Raw genomic sequence first — 23,494 nt, 5'->3', positions numbered from 1 at the left:
CGTGTGAGGACCGTTCGAAGAGAGGCCGACGCCGTGCCCGCGGGCATGTACCCTACGTGTCGCACCGACGGGGTGTGGCGCAGCTTGGTAGCGCGTCCGCTTTGGGAGCGGAAGGTCGTCGGTTCGAATCCGGCCACCCCGACCATCAGTCAAGATCGCGTTGTGGGGCTGTCAGCGCTTGCGGTTACTATGCAAGCTGCGTGCCCGTGTGTTCCGAGGAGTCTCTGAAGAGCCGGGCCGATCCGCTGGGCCGCCGCTGGGCGGCGGCCGGCAGAACCCAAGAATCAGCCACCAAGGAGACCCAACCGTGAAGAGCGCCGTGGAGACCCTGAACCCGACCCGGGTTCGGCTCACTGTCGAGGTGCCCTTCGAGGAGCTCAAGGACAGCCTCGACGCGGCGTACAAGAAGATCAACCAGCAGGTCACGGTGAAGGGCTTCCGCAAGGGCAAGGTCCCGGCGCGCGTCATCGACCAGCGGTTCGGGCGTGGCGCGGTGCTGGAGGAGGCCGTCAACGACGCCCTCCCGAAGTTCTACACCGACGCGGTCAACGAGGGTGAGCTCAATGTCCTCGGCCAGCCCGAGGTCGACATCACCGAGCTCAAGGACGGCGAACTGCTGGCCTTCACCGCCGAGGTGGACGTCCGCCCGGCCATCGAGATCCCGGACTACTCCGGCATCGAGGTGACCGTGGACGCGATCGACGTCACCGACGAGGAGATCCAGAAGTCCCTGGAGCAGCTCCGGGACCGCTTCGCCTCCACCAACCCGGTCGAGCGCGCCGCCGCCGAGGGCGACGTCGTGACGATCGACCTGGAGGCCAAGGTCGACGGCGAGGTGCTGCCCGACGGCGTCGCCGACGGCGTGCAGTACACCATCGGCTCGGGCGAGCTGCTCGACGGCATCGACGAGGCCGTCACGGGCCTGGAGGCCGGCGGCGAGGCCACCTTCACCTCCGAGCTCAAGGGCGGCACGGCCGAGGGCAAGAACGCCGAGGTCTCCGTCAAGGTCACCCAGGTCGCCGCGCGCGAGCTGCCCGAGCTGGACGACGAGTTCGCCCAGCTGGCGAGCGAGTTCGACACGCTGGAGGAGCTCAAGGCCGACAGCCGCAGGCGCCTGGAGGACTCCAAGCGCTACGACCAGGCCACGCAGGCCCAGGAGCGCGTCCTGGACGAGCTGCTGAAGCTCGCCGAGGTGCCGATCCCGGAGAAGCTGCTCGCGGACGAGATCAACACCCGTAAGCACAACCTGGAGCACCACCAGCTCGGTCAGATGGGCCTCGACCTCGCGAAGTACCTGGAGATCCAGGGCAAGACGCAGGAGGAGTTCGACGCCGAGACCGAGGAGCAGGCGGTCAAGGGCATCAAGACCCAGTTCATCCTGGACGAGCTGGTCAACAAGGAGAAGCTGAACGTCAGCCAGGAGGAGCTCACCGAGCACCTCATGCGGCGTGCGCAGTCCTCCGGCATGTCCCCCGACCAGTTCGCCCAGGCCGTGGTCGAGGGCGGCCAGGTGCCGATGCTCGTCGGCGAGGTCGCCCGCGGCAAGGCGCTCGCCGTGGTCGTCGAAGCCGCGAAGGTCGTCGACACCAACGGTGCCGAGGTCGACCTGAGCGACGACGAGGAGGAGACCGAGGCCGGCGAGACGGCCGAGGCGTCCGCCGAGGAGACCGCGGCCGAGGACAAGGGCGAGGCCGCCGACGCCGGGGCCACCGAGGCCAAGGCCGACAAGGCCGAGAAGAACGAGGGCTGAGCGGCCCCGCTCCGACGGCGGTGAGCGCGTCGTGACCGAACACACCGCGACGCGACGCACCCAGTGACACCCGAGGTGGCACACACCGCCGTGACACGCATCGCGGCGGCACACACCACGGTCGTCGCACCGCCGTGAACGCGAGGACGGGCCCCGGACGCGACACCGCGCCCGGGGCCCGCTCCGTCCGCCGGGCCCCGCCCGGGTCACACCGCGTCCGGGCCACACCCGCCGGAACGGCCCCGCGCCCCGCCCCCGGCGCCCCGTACCAGCCCTTACCTTGCGCTCCCAGCGAACAGCAACGGAAGCGGGATGGCGCCCGCCGACCAGCGCGTTAGGGTCCATGAATACGAGGGCAGGGGAGTATCCCGTCCCCGGTACGAAGACGCTGAGACGGCCGCAGCCGTCAGAGACGAGCAGGTGTATACGTGACGAATCTGATGCCTTACGCCGCCGGTGAGCCGTCCCTCGGTGGTGGCCTCGGCGACCAGGTCTACAGCCGGCTGCTCGGAGAGCGGATCATCTTCCTCGGCCAGCAGGTCGACGACGACATCGCCAACAAGATCACGGCGCAGCTCCTCCTCCTCGCGGCCGAGCCCGAGAAGGACATCTTTCTCTACATCAACAGCCCCGGTGGTTCCGTCACGGCCGGCATGGCCGTCTACGACACCATGCAGTACATCCCGAACGACGTGGTCACCATCGGTATGGGCCTCGCCGCGTCCATGGGACAGTTCCTGCTGACCGGTGGCACCGCCGGCAAGCGCTTCGCGCTGCCGCACACCGACATCCTCATGCACCAGGGCTCCGCCGGCCTCGGTGGCACCGCCTCCGACATCAAGATCCAGGCCGAGCAGCTGCTCCGTACCAAGAAGCGCATGGCCGAGATCACCGCACGGCACACCGGCCAGACCGAGGAGACCATCATCCGCGACGGTGACCGCGACCGCTGGTTCACCGCCGAGGAGGCCCGCGAGTACGGCATCATCGACGAGATCATCTCCGCTGCCTCGGGTGTTCCGGGCGGCGGCGGCACGGGCGCCTGACGGCTCTCGCGGCGCGATCGCCGTCCGTTCCCGCTCCGCATCAGCCGGTCCAGCCCACCGAACGCCACAGGATGGTGAACACCCACATGAACCACAACGCCGCGAGCGGCCTCTACACCGGCCCGCAGGTGGACAACCGCTACGTCGTGCCCCGCTTCGTCGAGCGCACCTCGCAGGGTGTGCGCGAGTACGACCCGTACGCGAAGCTGTTCGAGGAGCGCGTGATCTTCCTCGGGGTGCAGATCGACGACGCGTCCGCCAACGACGTCATGGCGCAGCTGCTGTGCCTGGAGTCGATGGACCCGGACCGGGACATCTCGATCTACATCAACAGCCCCGGCGGCTCGATGACGGCCCTCACGGCCATCTACGACACGATGCAGTTCGTGAAGCCCGACATCCAGACCGTGTGCATGGGGCAGGCCGCCTCCGCCGCCGCGGTGCTGCTCGCCGCGGGCACCCCCGGCAAGCGCCTCGCCCTGCCGAACGCGCGCGTGCTGATCCACCAGCCGTCCAGCCAGACCGGCCGCGAGCAGCTCTCCGACCTGGAGATCGCGGCCAACGAGATCCTGCGCATGCGCACCCAGCTGGAGGAGATGCTGGCCAAGCACTCCACCACGCCGATCGAGAAGGTCCGCGACGACATCGAGCGCGACAAGATCCTGACGGCGGACGCCGCGCTCGCGTACGGCCTGGTCGACCAGATCGTGTCGACCCGCAAGAGCACCACGGCCGCAGCGGCCGCCTGACGACCGGCACCCTTGGCGCGGTCGCACGGGTCGCACGACCATGTGAACCGCGCCAAGGGGGGCCCGAACCCGGGCCCGGGCAAGGTACCGTCGGATATGAGGCACAGGAGCCGCTGAACCAAAGCTGCTCCCAGGCGAAGGGGAAGCACCTCGTGGCACGCATCGGTGATGGCGGCGACCTGCTCAAGTGCTCGTTCTGCGGGAAGAGCCAGAAGCAGGTGAAGAAGCTCATCGCAGGGCCCGGTGTGTACATCTGCGACGAGTGCATCGATCTCTGCAACGAGATCATCGAGGAAGAACTCGCGGAGACCTCCGAGGTGCGGTGGGAGGAACTGCCCAAGCCCCGTGAGATCTACGAGTTCCTCGAGGGGTACGTCGTCGGCCAGGAGCCCGCCAAGAAGGCCCTCTCGGTGGCGGTCTACAACCACTACAAGCGCGTTCAGGCCGGCGAGAACGGCGGCGCCTCGGGCCGGGAAGACGCGATCGAGCTCGCGAAGTCCAACATCCTGCTGCTGGGCCCCACCGGCTCGGGGAAGACGCTCCTCGCGCAGACACTGGCCCGCATGCTCAACGTGCCGTTCGCCATCGCCGACGCGACGGCGCTGACGGAAGCCGGCTATGTCGGCGAGGACGTCGAGAACATCCTGCTGAAGCTGATCCAGGCGGCCGACTACGACGTCAAGAAGGCCGAGACCGGCATCATCTACATCGACGAGATCGACAAGGTCGCCCGCAAGAGCGAGAACCCGTCGATCACCCGCGATGTCTCCGGAGAGGGCGTCCAGCAGGCCCTGTTGAAGATTCTGGAGGGCACCACGGCCTCCGTTCCGCCGCAGGGCGGACGCAAGCACCCGCACCAGGAGTTCATCCAGATCGACACGACGAACGTGCTGTTCATCGTGGGCGGCGCGTTCGCCGGCCTGGAGAAGATCATCGAGTCGCGCGCGGGCGCCAAGGGCATCGGCTTCGGTGCCACGATCCGGTCCAAGCGGGAGATCGAGGCGAGCGACCAGTTCCAGGAGGTCATGCCGGAGGACCTGGTGAAGTTCGGGATGATCCCCGAGTTCATCGGCCGCCTCCCGGTCCTCACCTCCGTCCACAACCTGGACCGCGAGGCCCTGCTCCAGATCCTGGTGGAGCCGCGCAACGCGCTGGTGAAGCAGTACCAGCGCCTCTTCGAACTCGACGGTGTGGAGCTGGACTTCGACCGCCCGGCCCTGGAGGCCATCGCCGACCAGGCGATCCTGCGCGGCACGGGCGCGCGCGGCCTGCGCGCGATCCTGGAGGAGGTCCTCCAGTCGGTGATGTACGAGGTGCCCTCCCGCAAGGACGTCGCCCGCGTCGTCATCACGGCGGAGGTCGTCCGCGACAACGTCAACCCGACACTGGTCCCGCGCGAGCCGAGGATCGTGAAGAACGACGGCCGCCACGAGAAGTCGGCGTGACGGCACACACGTAGCGGCACGCACGCGGCGACACACACGACGCGGGGGCGCCCGGCCGGTTGGGACCGGCCGGGCGCCCCCGCGTCGTGTGTACGTCCCGCGATCCGCCGTCAGAGCTTCACACGGACGTCGCCGCGGAGCTTGGCCGCGGTGTCCGCCGCGTCCTTGAGGGCGGTGCTCTGCCCGGTCACCAGGCCGGCGACATCGACGTTCATCACCAGGGAGAGTGTGCTGCGGTCGCCCCAGATGCACATCGGCATGGTGAACTCCTTGGGCCCGGCGGCCGCGCCCGACCCGGCCTCCTTGTTGGTGAGCTTGACGTCCTGGCACTTCAGGACGGCGCCCTCCAGCCCCTCCGGCTCGAACGCCTCGGGTTCACCGACGAACTCGCCCTCGGTCTCGCTGTCCTTGTCCTCCGCGGCCGACTTCTTCATGTAGGCGAACATGGCGTCGACGGTGGCTTCCGGGTCGTCGATCTCGCCGTACACACCGCCGAAGGACAGCTGCTTCTGGGCCATCGGGTTGTCCTTGCTGCCCGACGCGTAGCTCGCGCTGACGTCCTTCGGGTTCTTCACGCCCCACTGGGCGGCGTCCTTGAGGTCGTCGTCGGAGAAGGTGCCGCTGCCGCCGTCCTCGCTCTTCTTGAACGTACCGCCCAGCACCGTCGCCGGTGTCGTCAGCTTGTGCGGTCCGTCGTCCGCGACCGAGCTGCCGCCGCCACCGCCGACGAGGAAGTACGCGCCGCCCGCGATCACCGCGAGGGCCACCACGGACGCCCCGATGACGAGGCCGGTCTTCTTCTTGGGCTCGCCCCCCTGCGGCGGCGGGTACGGGGCGCCGCCGTAGGGCGGCTGCTGGCCGTACGGGCCCTGCGGGGGCTGCTGGCCGTACGGCGCCTGCGGGGGCTGGCCGTACGGGCCCTGGGGGGCCTGCTGCGGGTAGCCGTAACCCGGCCCCTGCGGCGGGGCGCCCTGGGGCGGCTGCTGCGGGTAACCGTAACCGGGCTGCGGCGGCCCCTGCGGCGGCTGACCGTACGGCCCAGGCTGCTGAGGCGGCTGCCCCCCGTACGGGCCCGGCTGGTTGTAGCTCATCTGACTCTGGTTCCCCTCGTAATGTTTATGCGTTCCGTACATCCTGACGGAAGAGCCGGAGCGTGAGGTCGCCGGGGGCGGGACCGTTACGCAACATCTCGTTTCAGTACACGGCTGTGACACCTCTAAACTGACCGGCGTGACCGATAACGCTCAGCGCCAGCCAGCCAGCATCCCCGAACTGCCGACCCAGTACGTTCCGGCCGAGGTAGAGGGGAAGCTGTACGAGCGCTGGGTGGAGCGGGGTTACTTCGAGGCGGACGCCAAGAGCGACAAAGAGCCCTACACGATCGTCATCCCCCCGCCCAACGTCACCGGGAGCCTGCACCTCGGGCACGCCTTCGAGCACACCCTCATCGACGCCCTGACCCGCCGCAAGCGCATGCAGGGGTACGAGACGCTGTGGCAGCCCGGTATGGACCACGCCGGCATCGCCACGCAGAACGTCGTCGAGCGCGAGCTCGCCAAGGAGGGCAGGTCCCGGCACGACCTGGGGCGGGAGGAGTTCGTCCGGCGCGTCTGGCGGTGGAAGGCGGAGTCCGGCGGGCAGATCTCCGGGCAGATGAAGCGGCTCGGCGACGGTGTGGACTGGTCGCGCGAGCGCTTCACGATGGACGAGGGCCTGTCCCGGGCCGTCCAGACCATCTTCAAGAAGCTGTTCGACGACAAGCTGATCTACCGCGCCGAGCGCATCATCAACTGGTGCCCGCGCTGTCTCACCGCGATCTCCGACATCGAGGTCGAGTACCAGGACGACGACGGCGAGCTGGTCTCGCTGAAGTACGGCGAGGGCGAGGACACCGTCGTCGTCGCGACCACCCGAGCCGAGACGATGCTCGGTGACACCGCCGTCGCCGTCCACCCGGACGACGAGCGTTACCGGCACCTGGTCGGCAAGCGGATCCTGCTGCCGCTCACGGACCGCACCATCCCCGTCGTCGCCGACGAACACGTCGACCCGGCGTTCGGCACGGGCGCCGTCAAGGTCACCCCGGCCCACGACCCGAACGACTTCGAGATCGGCCGGCGGCACGACCTGCCGAACATCACCGTCATGGACGAGCGGGCCGTCATCACCGTGCCCGGCCCCTTCGAGGGCCTGGACCGGATGGAGGCGCGCAGCGCCATCGTCGCCGCGCTGCGGGCCGACGGCCGGATCGTCGCCGAGAAGCGCCCGTACCAGCACTCCGTCGGCCACTGCTCCCGCTGCAAGACGACCATCGAGCCCCGGCTGTCCATGCAGTGGTGGGTCAAGGTCGGCCCGCTGGCCGAGGCCGCCGGGGACGCCGTCCGCGACGGGCGGGTCGCGATCCATCCCAAGGAGATGGAGTCGCGCTACTTCGGCTGGGTCGACAACCTGCGGGACTGGTGCATCTCCCGGCAGCTGTGGTGGGGGCACCGCATCCCCGTCTGGTACGGCCCGGACGGCGAGGTCGTCTGCGTCGGCCCCGACGACGAGGCACCGACCGGCGAGGGCTGGACGCAGGACACCGACGTCCTCGACACCTGGTTCTCGTCCGGCCTGTGGCCGTTCTCCACGCTGGGCTGGCCCGAGCGGACCCCGAGCCTGGAGAAGTTCTATCCGAACTCCGTCCTGGTCACCGGCTACGACATCCTCTTCTTCTGGGTCGCCCGGATGATGATGTTCGGCCTGTACGCGATGGACGGCACGCCGCCGTTCCACACCATCGCGCTGCACGGCATGGTCCGCGACCAGTTCGGCAAGAAGATGTCCAAGTCCTTCGGGAACGCGGTCAATCCGCTGGACTGGATGGACACCTACGGCTCCGACGCGGTCCGCTTCACCCTGGCCCGCGGCGCCAACCCGGGCGTCGACGTGCCGATCGGCGAGGACTGGGTCCAGGGCTCGCGCAACTTCGCCAACAAGATCTGGAACGCCACGCGCTTCGCCATGATGAACGGCGCGACCATCGAGGGCGAGCTGCCGGACGCGGCCGAGATGTCCGCGTCCGACCGGTGGATCCTCTCCCGGCTGAACGCCGTGGTCGCCGAGGTCGACGCGTACTACGACGACTACCAGTTCGCGAAGCTCTCCGACACGCTCTTCCACTTCGCGTGGGACGAGGTCTTCGACTGGTACGTCGAGCTGTCCAAGACCGCGTTCCTCGCGGGCGGCGCGCCGGCGAAGGTCTCCGGGCGGGTGCTCGGCGAGGTCCTCGACGTCACCCTCCGCCTCCTGCACCCGGTCGTCCCGTACGTCACCGAGACGCTGTGGACCACGCTCACCGGCGGGGAGTCCGTCGTCATCGCCGACTGGCCGGCCGACAGCGGCTTCCGCGACCCGGCGGCCGAGCGGGAGATCGAACACCTCCAGCAGGTGATCACCGAGGTCCGCAGGTTCCGCTCCGACCAGGGGCTCCAGCCCGGCCAGAAGGTCCCGGCCCGGCTCGACCTGTCCGGCACGCCGCTGGCGCCGCACGAGGCGGCCATCCGGCAGCTGCTGCGCCTCCAGCCCGAGGGGGAGTCCTTCCAGGCGACGGCGACCCTGCCGGTCTCCGGCGCGAGCGTGGCGCTGGACCTGTCCGGCACGATCGACGTCGAGGCGGAGCGCAAGCGGCTGACGAAGGACCTCGGCGCGGCCGAGAAGGAGAAGGCGCAGGCGACGGCGAAGCTCGGCAACGAGGCGTTCCTCGCGAAGGCTCCCGACCAGGTGGTCGACAAGATCCGCGGCCGGCTCGCCAAGGCCGAGGCGGACATCGAGCGGCTGACCGCGCAGCTCGCGAACCTGCCTGGCTGACAGCCGGCCCGGACACGGGCGCGTGGCTCGTACGACGCCGATCGCCCCGGACCATGTGGTCCGGGGCGATCGGCGTTTCCCGCGGGCGCGTCGTGCCGGACGAGTCATGGGCGGGGTCCGTGCCGAACGGCCGCCGACGTGCCGTCCCGCCCGGCGGACGGCGGCAGCCGGCCCGTGCCGGCCGTCCCGTCCCGTACCCGACCGGCCTCGGGACATCCGGGACGGACGGCGTTCGTCCCGGTGTCGGCAGTCCTCCGTAGACTGGTCCCCGTGAGCGAGCACCGTCCTTCCGACCAGCCCGGCGAGCCCGGTGACCCCGACGACTTCGAGGAGATCATCGCCGCTGAGACAGACCGCGATCCCGACCTCGCGGTGATCGAGGCCGGCAGCCGTACCCTGCGCGCCCAGGCCGGGCCCGGCCAGGGCGACGGCGTCCCGGCCCGGCCCGAGGATCCGGAGGTGGACCGGGCGCTGCGCGCCGTCGAGCAGGAGCTGGCGGGCCGCTGGGGCGAGACGAAGCTCGACCCCTCGGTCCAGCGGATCGCCGCGCTGATGGACGTGCTGGGGGACCCGCAGCGCGCCTATCCCTCCATCCACATCACCGGCACCAACGGCAAGACGTCGACGGCCCGCATGATCGAGGCGCTGCTCGGCGCGTTCGAGCTGCGCACGGGCCGTTACACCAGCCCGCACATCCAGTCGGTCACGGAGCGGATCAGCCTGGACGGCGCCCCGGTGTCCGCCGAGCGGTTCATCGAGACGTACGAGGACGTCAAGCCGTACGTGGAGATGGTGGACGCGGCGCAGGAGTACCGGCTGTCGTTCTTCGAGGTGCTGACCGGCATGGCGTACGCGGCCTTCGCCGACGCCCCGGTGGACGTCGCGGTCGTCGAGGTCGGCATGGGCGGCACCTGGGACGCGACGAACGTGCTGGACGGCTCGGTCGCCGTGATCACGCCGATCGACCTGGACCACACCGACCGGCTCGGTTCCACGGCCGGTGAGATCGCCGGGGAGAAGGCCGGGATCATCAAGCCGGGCGCGACGGTGATCCTGGCGCAGCAGCCGGTGGACGCGGCGCAGGTGATGCTGAAGAAGGCCGTCGACGTGGACGCGACGGTCGCCCGTGAGGGCATGGAGTTCGGGGTGGTCTCCCGCGAGATCGCGGTCGGCGGCCAGCTGCTGACGCTGCGCGGCCTCGGCGGTGAGTACGAGCAGGTCTTCCTGCCGCTGTACGGCGAGCACCAGGCGCACAACGCGGCGGTGGCGCTGGCGGCGGTCGAGGCGTTCTTCGGGATCGGCGCGGAGCACGCCAGGCCGCTGGACGTGGACACGGTCCGCAAGGCGTTCGCGGCGGTGTCCTCGCCGGGCCGGCTGGAGGTCGTGCGGCGTTCGCCGACGGTGGTGCTGGACGCGGCGCACAATCCGGCCGGGGCCCGGGCGGCCGCCGCGGCCGTCACCGAGGCCTTCGGGTTCAGCCGGCTGGTCGGCGTGGTGGGGGCGAGCGACGGCAAGGACGCGCGCGGGGTGCTCGAAGCGCTGGAGCCCATTTGCGCGGAGCTGGTCGTCACCCAGAATTCGAGCCACCGCGCGATGGACGCGGACGCGCTGGCCGCCGTCGCGGTGGAGGTCTTCGGGGAGGAACGGGTCCAGGTCGAGCCGCGGCTGGACGACGCGCTGGAGGAGGCGATCACCCTGGCCGAGGACGAGGGGGAGTTCGCGGGCGCCGGTGTGCTGGTGACCGGCTCGGTGATCACGGTCGGCGAGGCCCGGCTGCTGTTGATGAGGAAGGGCTGAGAGCCATGCGTACGCTCTGCGCGTCGACGCTGATCGGTGAATTCTTCGTGATCGGCTTCGCCGGACTGGTCGCCATGAAGTCGGACGAGCTGTCGGTGGGGACGGTCTGGACGGTCTGCGGCATCGCCATGCTGCTGTCCGTGCTGCTCTGCGGGATGATCACCCGCCCCGGCGGTCTCGCGCTCGGCTGGGCCCTGCAGATCGGGCTGATCGCCGGCGGTTTCGTGGTGCCGATGATGTTCGTCCTCGGTGCGATCTTCGCGGCGCTGTGGTGGGCGTCGATCCACTACGGCCGGGTGATCGACGAGGCGAAGGCCCGCTGGGCGGCCCAGGCCGAGGACCGGGAGAGCGCCGGGGCCGGGGCCCCGGGCGGGGCGGCGTAGCGAGGCCCCGGGCGCGGTCGGGTACCGGGCCTCGCGGCAGGGCGAGCGGCCGGGAACGCGCCCCCTGCCGGACGGTCCGGCGGGGCGCCGGTGATCCGGTTTCACCCGGCCCCGGGGCCCGGTGGTGATCCGGGTTACCCGGCCCCGCGCGCCCCCGGTAATCTCACCTCACCGCACTCGTTTTCCCAAGGAGCCGCACACCATGACCCAGCGCACCCTCGTCCTGCTCAAGCCTGACACGGTCCGGCGTGGGCTCATCGGCGAGCTGATCAGCCGTATCGAGCGCAAGGCCGGCTGGAGCATCGTCGCGCTGGAGATGCGCACGCTCGACCAGGACACCCTGGAGCAGCACTACGGCGAGCACAAGGGCCGTCCGTTCTACGAGCCGCTCGTGGAATTCATGGCGTCCGGTCCCGTCGTCGCACTGGTGGTGGAAGGGGAGCGGGTCATCGAGGGAGTCCGCGCGCTCGCCGGCCCGACCGACCCGATCGCCGCGGCCCCGGGCTCCATCCGGGGGGACTTCGGGACCGTCGTCCGGGAGAACCTCATCCACGCCTCGGACTCCGAGGAGTCCGCCATTCGGGAACTGAAAATCTTCTTCCCGGGACTTTCCTGACCGACCATCAGCCGAACGGCGCTGATAACCTGGGGCGATCGAAGGAATTCGGTCGCCTTTGGGCATATCCAGGCCACTTTCGGGAAGGCCTGGCACGGACACTTCGTCACCCTTTTTGAGGTGGGCCACCGCGCCGTCACCGTACCGTCGGCACTACGATGGAACCCTCCAAAGCCACAGCACCCACCTCGCCATCCTGAGAAGCCGTCAACGCTCGATTTGGGAAGGCCAGACGCATCCTCATGGGGAACAACATGTCGTTCATCGGCCGTGACATGGCTGTCGACCTCGGGACCGCCAACACGCTGGTGTACGTCAGGGGCCGGGGGATCGTACTCAACGAGCCGTCCGTGGTCGCCATCAACACCAACACGGGCGGCATTCTCGCGGTCGGCGCCGAGGCGAAGAAGATGATCGGCCGGACACCGGGCAACATCGTGGCCGTCCGGCCGTTGAAGGACGGCGTCATCGCCGACTTCGAGATCACCGAGCGCATGCTGCGCTACTTCATCCTCAAAATTCACAAGCGTCGCTATCTGGCCCGTCCCCGGGTCGTCGTCTGTGTGCCCTCCGGGATCACGGGCGTGGAGCGCCGTGCCGTGATCGAGGCGTCCACCCAGGCCGGCGCACGCCAGGTGCACATCATCGAGGAGCCGATGGCCGCGGCCATCGGCTCCGGTCTCCCCGTCCACGAGGCCACCGGCAACATGGTGGTCGACATCGGCGGCGGCACGACCGAGGTCGCCGTGATCTCGCTCGGCGGCATCGTCACCGCGCAGTCCATCCGGGTCGCGGGCGACGAGCTGGACAACGCGATCATCCAGCACATCAAGAAGGAGTACTCGCTCCTGCTCGGTGAGCGGACGGCGGAAAGCATCAAGATCACCATCGGTTCCGCCTACGACCTCGACAAGGACGAGCACACCGAGATCCGCGGCCGCGACCTGGTCTCCGGCCTGCCGAAGACCGTGGTGATCTCCGCGGCCGAGGTCCGCAAGGCCATCGAGGAGCCGGTCAACGCCATCGTCGACGCGGTGAAGACCACGCTGGACAAGTGCCCGCCCGAACTGTCCGGCGATGTGATGGACCGTGGGATCGTGCTCACCGGCGGCGGCGCCCTGCTGCGCGGCCTGGACGAGCGGCTGCGGCGCGAGACCGGGATGCCCATCCACATCGCGGAGGACCCACTGGACTCCGTGGCGCTCGGGTCGGGCAAGTGCGTCGAGGAGTTCGAGGCGCTCCAGCAGGTCCTGGACGCACAGCCCCGCCGCTGAGGTCCGAGGGGCCGAGGTGACGCGCTCCCGCCGCCGGGCGGGAGCGGCGGTCCCTCTCCGTCGTTCCGATGTGTGCCTCCCCCCCGGGCCGCCGGGCCGGGGGACCCGCGATCCAAGGCCATGACCTCGCGTACGGCGGATCGTTGACATACAGGCAGAATCATTCCTACGAGGAAGGCACGGCCGCCGCACGTGAGGGACACACGAGAGAGCCGTTTGCTCCTGGTGCTGCTGATCGCCATCGCGTTCGCGCTGATCACGGTGGACATTCGCGGGGGCGAGGGATCCCCGGTCGACGGCGCGCGGCGGGCCGCCGCGACGGTCCTGGGACCGGTGGAGAACGGTGTGGCCTCCGCGGTCGATCCGGTCGGCAACGCCATAGGGGCCGTACGGGACTCGGGTGAACGACACAACCGCATCGCCGCGCTCCAGAGGGAGAACACCGAACTCAAACAGCGGCTCGGCAGCGACGACCGCAACCGCAGCCGAGTGCGCGAGCTGGACAAGATGCTCGCGAAGGCCGGCGCCGGCCAGTACGGGATCAAGGGCGCCGAGGTCATCGCCATAGGAGCCGCGCAGGGGTTCTCCTGGACGGTCACGATCGACATCGGCGCGAACGACGGTATCCGGCGCGACATGACGGTCCTCAACGGCGACGGTCTGGTGGGCCGCGTCACCACCGTCGGACCGCACACCGCGACCGTCCTGCTCGCCAACGACCCGGACTTCACCGTCGGCACCCGCATGGAGAAGACCGACGAGCTGGGTTTCGCCACCGGTCAGGGCGACCAGCCGCTGTCCGTGCAGCTGCTCAACGGCAAGGCGAAGGTCAAGAAGGGGGACCGGCTGGTCACCTTCGGCTCCCGCAAGGACAAGCCGTTCGTGCCCGGCGTCCCGGTCGGCCAAGTGGTCCGGGTGGACCCCTCCGGCGGCGACCTGACCAGAACGATCTTCGTGCGTCCCTTCGTGGGCTTCACCAAGCTGGACATCGTCGGCGTCGTGGTCGAGGCCCCCCGGGAGGACCCGCGGGACGCGGTGCTGCCGCCCAAGCCCAAGGCCGAGCCCACCCCGACCGTCACCGTCACGGTCACCCCCTCGCCGTCCGACGGCTTCACCTCCGGCGAGGACGGTGCGGACACCGAGAGCGCCGACGCGCCGGTGGACGACCCGGACGCGCCGAGCGGGAACCCCGACGCCACCGCCGGCACCGACGCCGGCGCGGGCACCGCCGGCCAAGCGGACGACCAGGAATAGAGCTGATTCCCATGCGCTTCAACCGCGTCCTGCTCTCGACCACGCTCATCGTCGTCGCCCTGGTCGTCCAGGTGTCCATCCTCGCCCGGCTCCAGCTCCCCGGGGCCGTCCCCGACCTGATGCTGCTCGTCGTGCTCGCGCTGGCCTTCGTGTACGGGCATGTCAGCGGCGCGCTGATCGGATTCGGCGCCGGGCTGCTCGCCGACCTGGCGCCGCCCGCCGACCACGCGGCGGGCCGGTACGCGCTGGTGCTCTGCGTGATCGGCTACCTGGCGGGACTCGCCAAGCCCGAGAAGGGCCAGATGCGCACGGCCCTCGGCCCCATGATCGCGGTCGTCGCGGCGGCGCTCGGCTCGACCCTGCTGTACGCGGCGGTCGGCGCCCTCGTCGGGGACACCGCCGCCCGCCATGTCGGCCTGGGCGGCCTGCTGTTCACCGCCGCCGTCTACGACCTGCTCCTCGCGCCGTTCACCATTCCGCTGGTCATGGCCCTGGCGAGAAAGGCGGAGAACGATCCGCTCGCCGAGACCCAGAGCGGTGGCGGTGGTGGCGGCGACGTCGCCGCCGGCTGGCTCGCCTCGGGCACGGGGCTGACCATCGGCGGCCAGCGCGGCGGACTGCGCCTGCGCGCCGCCAGGAACCGCGCGGCACGGGCAGGACGGATCAAGGGGGTCAAGCGACTGTGAGCCCGACTCCCCACCCGTCCCGGCGCGCCCCCTCGCCCGGCGGCGCGCCCGGCCGTACGTACCGGCGCGGCGCGCGCCCGAGGTCCCAACTCGCCCGTGGGGGGTCGCAGTGAGCAACATCCCCGAGACCGGGCGGACCCCCCGGGTCCAGATCCGGCTCGTCGTCATCCAGGTCCTCGTCCTCTCCCTCCTGCTCACCCTCGGCGGCCGGCTCTGGTACCTCCAGATCCGCAACGGCCAGGAGTACACGGACGAGGCCAAGAACAACCACGTCCAGCAGGTCGTCCAGCCCGCCGTGCGCGGCTCGATCCTCGACTCGCGCGGGGTGCCGCTCGCGGACAACGAGACCCGGCTCGTCGTCTCCGCCAGCCGCACCGAGCTGATGAAGATGAACGACGACGGCAAGGCCGTCCTGACCCGGCTCGCCGATGTCCTCGACATGAAGCCCAAGGACGTCATGGACAAGGTCAGGCTCTGCGACGCGAAGACGCCGCAGCCCTGCTGGAACGGTTCGCCGTACCAGCCGATCCCGGTCACCGACGAGGCCACCACCCAGCAGGCGCTCCAGATCAGGGAGCGCGCCGAGGACTTCCCCGGCATCACGGCCGAGCCCACCGCCGTACGCCGCTACCCCGCGCCCGGACTGGCCAACACCGCGCAGGTCCTCGGCTACCTCTCGCCCGTCACCGACGACGAGATCGCCAAGGCGCAGGACACGGACTCGCCGTACCTGCGCTCCGACCAGGTCGGCCGCTCCGGCCTGGAGCGCACGTACGACAAGGAGCTGCGCGGCAAGGCCGGCGTCACCCGCTACGAGGTCGACAACCTCGGCCGCGTCATCGGCCAGCAGCGCAGCGACGACGCCCAGCCGGGCGCCAATGTGATCACCTCCATCGACGCGCGCGTGCAGGCCGTCACCGAGTACGAGCTCAACCAGGCGATGAAGGCCGCCCGCAAGGAGATGGACCGCAACACCAACCAGCACTACAAGGCGGACGCGGGCGCCGCCGTGGTGATGGAGGCGAAGACCGGCCGGGTCATCGCCATGGCCTCCAACCCCACCTACGACCCCAACTCCTGGGTCGGCGGCATCTCCGCCAAGGACTACGCCAAGCTCACCGGCAAGAAGTCCAACTTCCCGCTGCTGAACCGGGCCATCCAGGCGCAGGCCGCGCCCGGCTCGATCTTCAAGGTCGTCTCGTCCGCCGCCGCCGTCAACGCCGGCTACGAGTTCGACGGCGACTACCCGTGCCCCAGCTCGTACAACGTGGGCAGCCAGGTCTTCAAGAACTTCGAGTCCAGGGGCTACGGCAACATCACCATCGGCCGCGCCCTGGAGGTCTCCTGCGACACCGTCTACTACGGCCTCGCGCACAAGGAGTGGCTCAAGGACGGCGGGATGAAGCCGAAGAAGGACGCCAAGAACTGGTTCTACAAGACCGCCCACCAGTTCGGCCTGGGCGCGGAGACCGGGATCGACCTGCCCAACGAGGTCACGGGCCGGGTCCCGGACCGGGAGTGGAAGCAGAAGTACTGGGAGGCCAACAAGGACGCCTGGTGCAAGCAGGGCAAGAAGGGCGGCACCTACGTCCAGCAGCTCGCCTACGAGGGCTGCCTCGAAGGCAACCTGATGCGCGCCGGTGACTCCGTGAACTACTCGATCGGCCAGGGCGACACGCTCGTCACACCGATCCAGATGGCGACCATCTACGCGGCCATCGCGAACGGCGGCACGCTCTACAACCCCACCGTGGGCAAGGCCGTCGTCAGCCCCGACGGCAAGAACGTCCGTCAGATCGCGCCCAAGTCCCACGGCAGGCTGCCGATGTCGAAGAAGACGCGCGACCAGATAGACGAGGCCCTCGCGGGTGTCGCGACCCGCGGCTCCGCCGCCTGGCGGTTCGGCGGCTGGCCGCAGGACAAGATCCCGATGCACGCCAAGACGGGTACGGCCGAGGTCTACGGCAAGCAGACGACCTCGTGGTTCGCCTCGTACACCGAGGACTACACGATCGTGATGACGATCTCCCAGGGTGGAACGGGCTCCGGGGCCTCCGGGCCCGCCGTGCGCAAGATCTACGAGGCCATGTACGGCCTGAACCCGAAGGGCGAGCAGAACCTGAAGAAGGCCCTGATGCCCCAGCCGCAGGTCGCCCTGCCCACGATCGAGCCGGACGGTTCGATCGACGCGCCGAAGATCGCGCCGTACGAGCCGCCGAAGGACCCGCTGGACGAGCAGACGCTCGCGGGCCCGCCCGCCTCCCCCGTACGAAGGGACTGACGCCATGGCCGGCACAGGTGGCTTCTCGGTCTCCGGATACGGTCCCGAGCGCGGGACCTGGGCGAAACTCGCGGCCCGCGACTCGGTGGTGCGCAGACTGGACTGGCCGCTGCTGTTCTCGGCGGTGGCCCTGTCGCTGCTGGGCTCGCTGCTGGTGTGGTCGGCGACCCGCAACCGCACCCAGCTCAACGAGGGCGACCCGTACTTCTTCCTCGTCCGTCACCTCCTCAACACCGGCATCGGGTTCGCCCTGATGGCGGGCACCGTCTGGCTGGGGCACCGCACGCTGCGCGGCGCGGTGCCGGTGCTGTACGGACTCTCCGTGGTCCTGGTGGTCCTCGTCCTGACCCCGCTCGGCGCCACCATCAACGGCGCCCACGCCTGGCTCAGGATCGCCGGGCTCTCGCTCCAGCCGTCCGAGTTCGTGAAGGTCACCATCATCCTGGGGATGGCGATGATGCTGGCCGCCCGGGTGGACGCGGGCGACCAGACCTATCCCGACCACCGCACGGTCGCCAAGTCCCTGGCGCTGGCTGTGGTACCGATGGCCGTCGTGATGCTGATGCCGGACCTCGGCTCGGTGATGGTGATGGTGGTCATCGTGCTCGGCGTGCTGCTCGCCTCCGGCGCCTCCAACCGCTGGATCATCGGCCTGGTGAGCGCCGGAGTGGTCGGCGCGATCGCGGTCGCGGCGCTCGGGGTGCTGGACGAGTACCAGATCAACCGGTTCGCGGCCTTCGCCAACCCGGAGCTGGACCCGGCGGGCGTCGGCTACAACACCAACCAGGCGCGGATCGCCATCGGCTCCGGCGGCCTGACCGGCACCGGGCTCTTCCACGGCTCGCAGACCACCGGCCAGTTCGTGCCCGAGCAGCAGACCGACTTCGTCTTCACGGTCGCGGGCGAGGAACTGGGCTTCCTCGGGGCCGGGCTGATCCTCTTCCTGCTCGGGGTCGTGATGTGGCGGGCCTGCCGGATCGCGCGGGAGACGACCGAACTGTACGGGACGATCGTGGCGGCGGGGATCATCGCCTGGTTCGCCTTCCAGTCGTTCGAGAACATCGGGATGACGCTCGGCATCATGCCGGTGGCGGGGCTGCCGCTGCCGTTCGTGTCGTACGGCGGTACGTCGATGTTCGCGGTCTGGATAGCGGTGGGGCTGCTCCAGTCGATCCGGGTGCAGCGGCCGATGTCGGCCTGAGCCCTTCGCGTACGTGCCACGTTCTCCGGTACGCGCCATGTCGCGGGATCGCCCGGCGCGCGATCCCGCGACGTAGATTCGGGTACATGGCGGACATGAAGCGAGAGGTCGAGAGGAAGTACGAACTCCCCGGGCCGTCCGGAAAGGGCGCCGGGAAGAGCGCGGGAAAAAGCGCCGGGAAGAGCGCCGGGAAGGGTCCGGGGGAGGGCGCCGGAAAGGGCGGGACCGTCGCCTCCGGGGGTACGAACGGCCTGCCCGACCTGACCCGCGTCCTGACCCGTGTCGACGGGGTCGCGTCGGTCGCGGTACGCGGGGTGGTGGAACTCGACGCCGTCTACTACGACACCGCCGACCTGCGCCTGGCCGCCGACTCCGTCACCCTGCGCCGCAGAAGGGGCGGCGCCGACGAGGGCTGGCATCTCAAGCTCCCCGTCTCCGCCGACGTGCGCGACGAGATACGGGCGCCGCTCGCCGGCGGTGTCCCCGCCGCGCTGGCCCCGCTGGTGCGCTCCCGCACCCGGGACGCCGAGCTGATCCCCGTCGTCCGGCTGCGTTCCTCCCGCGACGTCAGCCACCTGCTGGACGCCGACGGGACCCGGCTGGCCGAGGTGAGCGTCGACTCCGTACGCGCCCAGCGCCTCGGCGACCGGGTCGCCGCCGTCGCGTGGACCGAGATCGAGGTCGAACTGGCCGACGGTACGGATCCCGCACTGCTCGACGCGGTGGACAAGCGGCTGCGCAAGGCGGGGCTGCGCCGCTCGTCCGCTCCGTCGAAGCTGGCCCGGGCACTGGCGGAGACCGCGCCGGGCCCCGGGGACGAGACAGCGGGGGCCACCGAGACGGCGGGCGCGGCAGCGAGGCCGGCGGCCCCGGCGGCGTCCCGGCCCCGGCCCGTCACCGCCGGCGACCACGTCCTCGCCTATCTGCGGGCGCAGGCCGACGCGATCGTCGCGCAGGACCCGGCCGTCCGCCGGGACCTGCCCGACGCGGTGCACCAGCTGCGCGTCGCCACCCGCCGGATGCGCTCCACCTTCCGTACCCACCGCGCGCTCCTCGACCGTGCCGCCACCGACCCGGTCGCCGACGAGCTGAAATGGCTCGCGGCGGAGCTGGGGGTCGACCGCGACCACGAGGTGCTCGACGCGCGGCTGCGCGCCCGGGCCGGCGCACTGCCCGCTCCGCTGCTCCTCGGGCCCGTCAGCGCCCGGCTCCAGGCCTGGCACGCCGCCGGGTCCGCCGGATCGCGCGAACGTACGCTCGCCGTGCTCGACAGCCCCCGGTACCTGGCCCTGCTCACCTCGATCGACACGCTCCTCGCCGATCCGCCGCTGCGCCCGGCCGCCGCCCGGAAGCCCGGCAAGGCGCTGCCCAAGGCGATCCTCAAGGCGTACGGGAAACTGGCGGACCGGACCGAGCACGCCCTGGCGCTGCCGCCCGGCCCGGAGCGCGACGCGGCGCTGCACGGCGCCCGCAAGGCGGCCAAACGGGCACGGTACGCGGCCGAGGCCGCCCGCCCCGCGCTCGGCAAGCCCGCGAAACGGTTCGCCAAGCGCGTGAAGGCCGTACAGACGCTGCTGGGCGAGCACCAGGACAGCGTCGTGACCCGGGACGCCCTGCGCACACTCGCGATCAAGGCCCACGCGGCGGGCGAGTCCGCGTTCACCTGGGGACTGCTGTACGGCCAGGAGCAGGCGCGGGCCGCCGACAGCGAGCGGGAGCTGCCCGGGGTGTGGGCGCGGGCGTCCGCCCGGAAGATCCGTGCGGAGCTGACCGGGTGAGCACCGGGGTAGGGTTGATGGTCACCCTTGTCAGCTCACGAAGGTCCGCGAGATGCCTGCCGAATCGGTCTTCCCACAGCTCGAAGCTCTGCTCCCGCATGTGCAGAAGCCGATCCAATACGTCGGCGGTGAGCTGAACTCCACCGTCAAGGACTGGGACAGCTGCGACGTCCGCTGGGCGCTGATGTACCCGGACGCCTACGAGGTCGGCCTGCCCAACCAGGGCGTCATGATCCTGTACGAGGTACTGAACGAGCGCGAGGGCGTGCTCGCGGAGCGCACCTACAGCGTCTGGCCGGACCTGGAGCAGCTGATGCGCGAGCACCGGGTCCCGCAGTTCACGGTCGACTCGCACCGCCCCGTCGGCGCCTTCGACGTGTTCGGCCTGAGCTTCTCCACCGAGCTCGGCTACACCAACATGCTCACCGCCCTGGACCTGGCCGGCATCCCGCTGAACGCGGCGGACCGCACCGTCGACCACCCCATCGTGGTCGCGGGCGGGCACGCCGCGTTCAACCCCGAGCCGATCGCGGAGTTCATCGACTGCGCGGTCGTCGGCGACGGCGAGCAGGCCGTCCTGGAGATCACCGAGATCATCCGGGCCTGGAAGGCGGAGGGCGCCCCCGGCGGGCGCGAGGAGGTCCTCTTCCGGCTCGCGCGGACCGGCGGGGTGTACGTACCGGGCTTCTACGACGTCGAGTACCTGCCGGACGGCCGGATCGGCCGCGTCGTCCCGAACCGCTCCGGCGTGCCGTGGCGTGTCTCCAAGCACACCGTCATGGACCTCGACGAGTGGCCGTACCCGAAGCAGCCGCTTGTCCCGCTCGCGGAGACCGTGCACGAGCGGATGTCCGTCGAGATCTTCCGCGGCTGTACGCGCGGCTGCCGCTTCTGCCAGGCCGGCATGATCACCCGGCCGGTGCGCGAGCGCAGCATCACCGGCATCGGTGACATGGTCGACAAGGGCCTGAAGGCGACCGGCTTCGAGGAGGTCGGCCTGCTGTCGCTCTCCTCGGCCGACCACACCGAGATCGGCGACATCGCCAAGGGGCTCGCGGACCGGTACGAGGAGGACAAGATCGGCCTGTCCCTCCCTTCCACCCGCGTCGACGCCTTCAACGTCGACCTCGCCAACGAGCTGACCAGGAACGGCCGCAGGTCGGGGCTGACGTTCGCCCCCGAGGGCGGCTCCGAGCGCATGCGCAAGGTCATCAACAAGATGGTCTCGGAGGAGGACCTGATCCGCACGGTCTCCACGGCGTACGGCAACGGCTGGCGCCAGGTGAAGCTGTACTTCATGTGCGGCCTGCCGACGGAGACCGACGAGGACGTCCTCCAGATCGGGGACATGGCGGTCAACGTGATCGCCGAGGGCCGCCGGGTCTCCGGCCAGAACGACATCCGCTGCACGGTCTCGATCGGCGGCTTCGTGCCCAAGCCGCACACGCCGTTCCAGTGGGCGCCGCAGCTCAGCGCCGAGGAGACCGACGCCCGGCTGGAGAAGCTGCGCGACAAGATCCGCGGCGACAAGAAGTACGGCCGCTCGATCGGCTTCCGCTACCACGACGGCAAGCCCGGCATCGTGGAGGGCCTGCTCTCCCGCGGCGACCGGCGCGTGGGCGCGGTCATCCGCGCGGTGTACGAGGACGGCGGCCGGTTCGACGGCTGGCGCGAGCACTTCTCGTACGACCGCTGGATGGCCTGCGCGGACAAGACGCTGCCGGAGTTCGGCGTGGACGTGGCCTGGTACACGACGCGGGAACGTACGTACGAGGAGGTCCTGCCCTGGGACCACCTGGACTCGGGCCTCGACAAGGACTGGCTCTGGGAGGACTGGCAGGACGCGCTGGACGAGACCGAGGTCGAGGACTGCCGCTGGACGCCGTGCTTCGACTGCGGGGTCTGCCCGCAGATGGACACGGAGATCCAGATCGGCCCGACGGGCAAGAAACTGCTGCCGCTGACAGTGGTCAACAACTAAGGCCCCTCCTGCCGGCGACGTCGTCGGGTCCGGGCGCGCCCAGGCCGCGCAATCGGACGCATGAGATTCGGCGGGCTCGACGCTGTACGCGGCAACCGCACACCGCGGACGGGTGGACATGGCCCACGACGCCATCAGCTCGGCCTTCGCCCACGCCGCGCCGGCCTCGGAGGCCGGCGCGAGGGGGTGCCCGGGGGCGCGGTCGGCGTGGGGTTTCCCCAGCCTGGGGAACCGGTGGAGGGCCGTACGCGTACTCTGGGTGGTACAACGACCGTCCACGGCGCGGAACCGCCACCGGGGTTTTACTCGCGACAGCGGGGCCGAGCCGGGACGCGGGGCCCCACATCCGAGGGTGGCGCGTAGCCGCGCGCCGCCCGCAGCGAGGAGAAGAACCACTGGGCAAGCGACAGCCCGAAGGCCCGCCGCCCGCACCGGCGGTGCAGCGCATCCGACTGCGCTACACCAAGCGCGGCCGCCTCCGGTTCACCAGCCACCGTGACTTCCAGCGCGCCTTCGAGCGGGCGCTGCGGCGTGCCGAGGTGCCCATGGCGTACTCGGCGGGCTTCACCCCGCACCCGAAGGTCTCCTACGCCAATGCCGCCCCCACCGGCACGGGCAGCGAGGCCGAGTTCCTGGAGATCGCCCTGGTGGAGGCGCGCGACCCCGACAAGCTGCGCGACCTGCTCGACGAGTCGCTGCCGCCCGGCCTCGACATCGTCGACGCCGTGGAGGCCCGCACGCCGGGACTCGCCGACCGGCTGACCGCTTCCGTGTGGGAGCTGCGGCTGGACGGAGTGGCGCGTCAGGAGGCGGAGGACGCGGTGGCCGCGTTCCTCGCGGCCGGATCCGTCGAGGTCGAGCGCCGCACGAAGAGCGGGATGCGGACCTTCGACGCACGTGGCGCGGTGGCCGGACTTGACGTGGACCGTTCCCGGCCCGATAGGCCCGGGGACACGCCCTGTGCGATACTGCGCCTGGTTGTTCGGCACGTGACGCCTGCCGTACGACCCGACGACGTCCTGTCCGGTCTCCGAGCTGTGGCCGACCTGGCGCCGCCGGTCCCCGCAGCGGTGACCAGGCTGGCGCAGGGGCTCTTCGACGAGGAGTCCGGCACGGTGACCGACCCGCTCGCGCCCGACCGCGAGGCAGTCCGGCCCGCCGCATCCGCGGCCGCCGGGACCGCCGCCGCGACGGCGCCGGAAGGTGCAGGTTCCGCGTAGGACGGTCGTTGTAGCGCGGCCCTGGGACCCGGCAGTCACCGGGTACGGACGGCGCACTGACCAGAAGACTTTCGCCAGGCCGTGCGTACATCGCGCAGGGAACCGGCGAGCCGGACATAACAGCTCCCGTGCGGCGCCCGCGCCCCGGACGGCGGCATTCGCGCACAGCGCGGGCCGCGGCCGG

The 23,494-nt window shown here is 70.5% G+C and carries 17 protein-coding genes and 1 tRNA gene; 17 read left to right on the top strand and 1 reads right to left on the bottom strand.

Annotated elements, in window-relative coordinates; genetic code table 11:
• Nucleotides 1–68: 68 nt before the first annotated feature.
• From IG02_RS0117235 to clpX, 5 genes are all read left to right on the top strand, one after another.
• A tRNA-Pro gene (locus tag IG02_RS0117235) sits at nt 69–145 on the top strand.
• Between the two features lie 162 nt (nt 146–307).
• The gene (gene tig, locus IG02_RS0117230) at nt 308–1,750 is read left to right on the top strand and encodes a trigger factor (RefSeq protein ID WP_030748151.1); all 1,443 of its coding nucleotides are present in this window, start codon (nt 308–310) and stop codon (nt 1,748–1,750) included.
• Between the two features lie 440 nt (nt 1,751–2,190).
• Nucleotides 2,191–2,796 carry an ATP-dependent Clp protease proteolytic subunit gene (locus tag IG02_RS0117225; RefSeq protein WP_030748149.1) on the top strand — a complete coding sequence of 202 codons (606 nt, stop codon included), beginning with the start codon at nt 2,191–2,193 and terminating at the stop codon, nt 2,794–2,796.
• A gap of 71 nt (nt 2,797–2,867) precedes the next feature.
• The gene (locus IG02_RS0117220; RefSeq protein ID WP_030748148.1) at nt 2,868–3,545 is read left to right on the top strand and encodes an ATP-dependent Clp protease proteolytic subunit; all 678 of its coding nucleotides are present in this window, start codon (nt 2,868–2,870) and stop codon (nt 3,543–3,545) included.
• A 152-nt stretch (nt 3,546–3,697) separates the two neighbouring features.
• Nucleotides 3,698–4,990 carry an ATP-dependent Clp protease ATP-binding subunit ClpX gene (gene clpX, locus IG02_RS0117215; RefSeq protein WP_030748146.1) on the top strand — a complete coding sequence of 431 codons (1,293 nt, stop codon included), beginning with the start codon at nt 3,698–3,700 and terminating at the stop codon, nt 4,988–4,990.
• Between the two features lie 110 nt (nt 4,991–5,100).
• Here the strand turns inward: clpX and IG02_RS0117210 are convergent, their stop codons facing one another.
• Nucleotides 5,101–6,081, bottom strand: coding sequence for a hypothetical protein (locus tag IG02_RS0117210; RefSeq protein ID WP_030748143.1), 981 nt, complete (start codon nt 6,079–6,081; stop codon nt 5,101–5,103).
• A 139-nt stretch (nt 6,082–6,220) separates the two neighbouring features.
• Here IG02_RS0117210 and IG02_RS0117205 point away from each other — a divergent pair, with 139 nt between their 5' ends.
• From IG02_RS0117205 to IG02_RS0117150, 12 genes are all read left to right on the top strand, one after another.
• Nucleotides 6,221–8,839, top strand: coding sequence for a valine--tRNA ligase (locus IG02_RS0117205; protein WP_030748140.1), 2,619 nt, complete (start codon nt 6,221–6,223; stop codon nt 8,837–8,839).
• A gap of 270 nt (nt 8,840–9,109) precedes the next feature.
• Nucleotides 9,110–10,636: a bifunctional tetrahydrofolate synthase/dihydrofolate synthase gene (gene folC / locus IG02_RS0117200; protein ID WP_030748137.1), complete on the top strand. Its 1,527-nt coding sequence runs from the start codon at nt 9,110–9,112 to the stop codon at nt 10,634–10,636.
• 5 nt (nt 10,637–10,641) lie between these two features.
• Nucleotides 10,642–11,019: a DUF4233 domain-containing protein gene (locus IG02_RS0117195; RefSeq protein WP_030748134.1), complete on the top strand. Its 378-nt coding sequence runs from the start codon at nt 10,642–10,644 to the stop codon at nt 11,017–11,019.
• A gap of 202 nt (nt 11,020–11,221) precedes the next feature.
• Nucleotides 11,222–11,635, top strand: a complete 414-nt coding sequence (ndk, locus tag IG02_RS0117190; RefSeq protein WP_030748132.1) for a nucleoside-diphosphate kinase — start codon at nt 11,222–11,224, stop codon at nt 11,633–11,635.
• A 254-nt stretch (nt 11,636–11,889) separates the two neighbouring features.
• On the top strand, nt 11,890–12,909 hold the full coding sequence (locus IG02_RS0117185) for a rod shape-determining protein (protein WP_030352375.1): 1,020 nt from the start codon (nt 11,890–11,892) through the stop codon (nt 12,907–12,909).
• A 192-nt stretch (nt 12,910–13,101) separates the two neighbouring features.
• Nucleotides 13,102–14,163, top strand: a complete 1,062-nt coding sequence (mreC, locus tag IG02_RS0117180) for a rod shape-determining protein MreC (protein ID WP_030748128.1) — start codon at nt 13,102–13,104, stop codon at nt 14,161–14,163.
• An 11-nt stretch (nt 14,164–14,174) separates the two neighbouring features.
• Entirely contained in the window at nt 14,175–14,849 is a 675-nt protein-coding gene (gene mreD, locus IG02_RS0117175) for a rod shape-determining protein MreD (protein ID WP_030748125.1), read from the top strand.
• A gap of 109 nt (nt 14,850–14,958) precedes the next feature.
• Nucleotides 14,959–17,130, top strand: coding sequence for a penicillin-binding protein 2 (gene mrdA / locus IG02_RS0117170; RefSeq protein WP_030748123.1), 2,172 nt, complete (start codon nt 14,959–14,961; stop codon nt 17,128–17,130).
• Between the two features lie 4 nt (nt 17,131–17,134).
• Complete coding sequence (gene rodA, locus IG02_RS0117165; protein ID WP_030748120.1) at nt 17,135–18,331, top strand: rod shape-determining protein RodA; 1,197 nt, start codon at nt 17,135–17,137, stop codon at nt 18,329–18,331.
• Between the two features lie 86 nt (nt 18,332–18,417).
• On the top strand, nt 18,418–20,109 hold the full coding sequence (locus tag IG02_RS0117160) for a CYTH and CHAD domain-containing protein (RefSeq protein WP_234314787.1): 1,692 nt from the start codon (nt 18,418–18,420) through the stop codon (nt 20,107–20,109).
• Nucleotides 20,110–20,161: 52 nt separating this feature from the next.
• Nucleotides 20,162–22,090 carry a TIGR03960 family B12-binding radical SAM protein gene (locus IG02_RS0117155; protein WP_030748116.1) on the top strand — a complete coding sequence of 643 codons (1,929 nt, stop codon included), beginning with the start codon at nt 20,162–20,164 and terminating at the stop codon, nt 22,088–22,090.
• Nucleotides 22,091–22,527: 437 nt separating this feature from the next.
• Nucleotides 22,528–23,310, top strand: a complete 783-nt coding sequence (locus tag IG02_RS0117150) for a TIGR03936 family radical SAM-associated protein (protein WP_030748114.1) — start codon at nt 22,528–22,530, stop codon at nt 23,308–23,310.
• Nucleotides 23,311–23,494 lie beyond the last annotated feature (184 nt).

This window comes from Streptomyces sp. NRRL F-5135 (genome assembly GCF_000719775.1).
In the GTDB taxonomy this organism is placed as follows: domain Bacteria; phylum Actinomycetota; class Actinomycetes; order Streptomycetales; family Streptomycetaceae; genus Streptomyces; species Streptomyces hebeiensis.
Note: the sequence above shows the minus strand (reverse complement) of the source record. Positions and strands in the feature narration are given on the sequence as shown.

Coding starts and splice junctions, on each gene's coding strand:
- IG02_RS0117210 (WP_030748143.1), bottom strand. CDS start 6,081: ATGAGCTACAACCAGCCGGGCCCGTACGGGGGGCAGCCGCCTCAGCAG.
- mreD (WP_030748125.1), top strand. CDS start 14,175: ATGCGCTTCAACCGCGTCCTGCTCTCGACCACGCTCATCGTCGTCGCC.
- IG02_RS0117220 (WP_030748148.1), top strand. CDS start 2,868: ATGGTGAACACCCACATGAACCACAACGCCGCGAGCGGCCTCTACACC.
- IG02_RS0117185 (WP_030352375.1), top strand. CDS start 11,890: ATGTCGTTCATCGGCCGTGACATGGCTGTCGACCTCGGGACCGCCAAC.
- IG02_RS0117160 (WP_234314787.1), top strand. CDS start 18,418: ATGGCGGACATGAAGCGAGAGGTCGAGAGGAAGTACGAACTCCCCGGG.
- IG02_RS0117155 (WP_030748116.1), top strand. CDS start 20,162: ATGCCTGCCGAATCGGTCTTCCCACAGCTCGAAGCTCTGCTCCCGCAT.
- IG02_RS0117195 (WP_030748134.1), top strand. CDS start 10,642: ATGCGTACGCTCTGCGCGTCGACGCTGATCGGTGAATTCTTCGTGATC.
- rodA (WP_030748120.1), top strand. CDS start 17,135: ATGGCCGGCACAGGTGGCTTCTCGGTCTCCGGATACGGTCCCGAGCGC.
- IG02_RS0117225 (WP_030748149.1), top strand. CDS start 2,191: ATGCCTTACGCCGCCGGTGAGCCGTCCCTCGGTGGTGGCCTCGGCGAC.
- ndk (WP_030748132.1), top strand. CDS start 11,222: ATGACCCAGCGCACCCTCGTCCTGCTCAAGCCTGACACGGTCCGGCGT.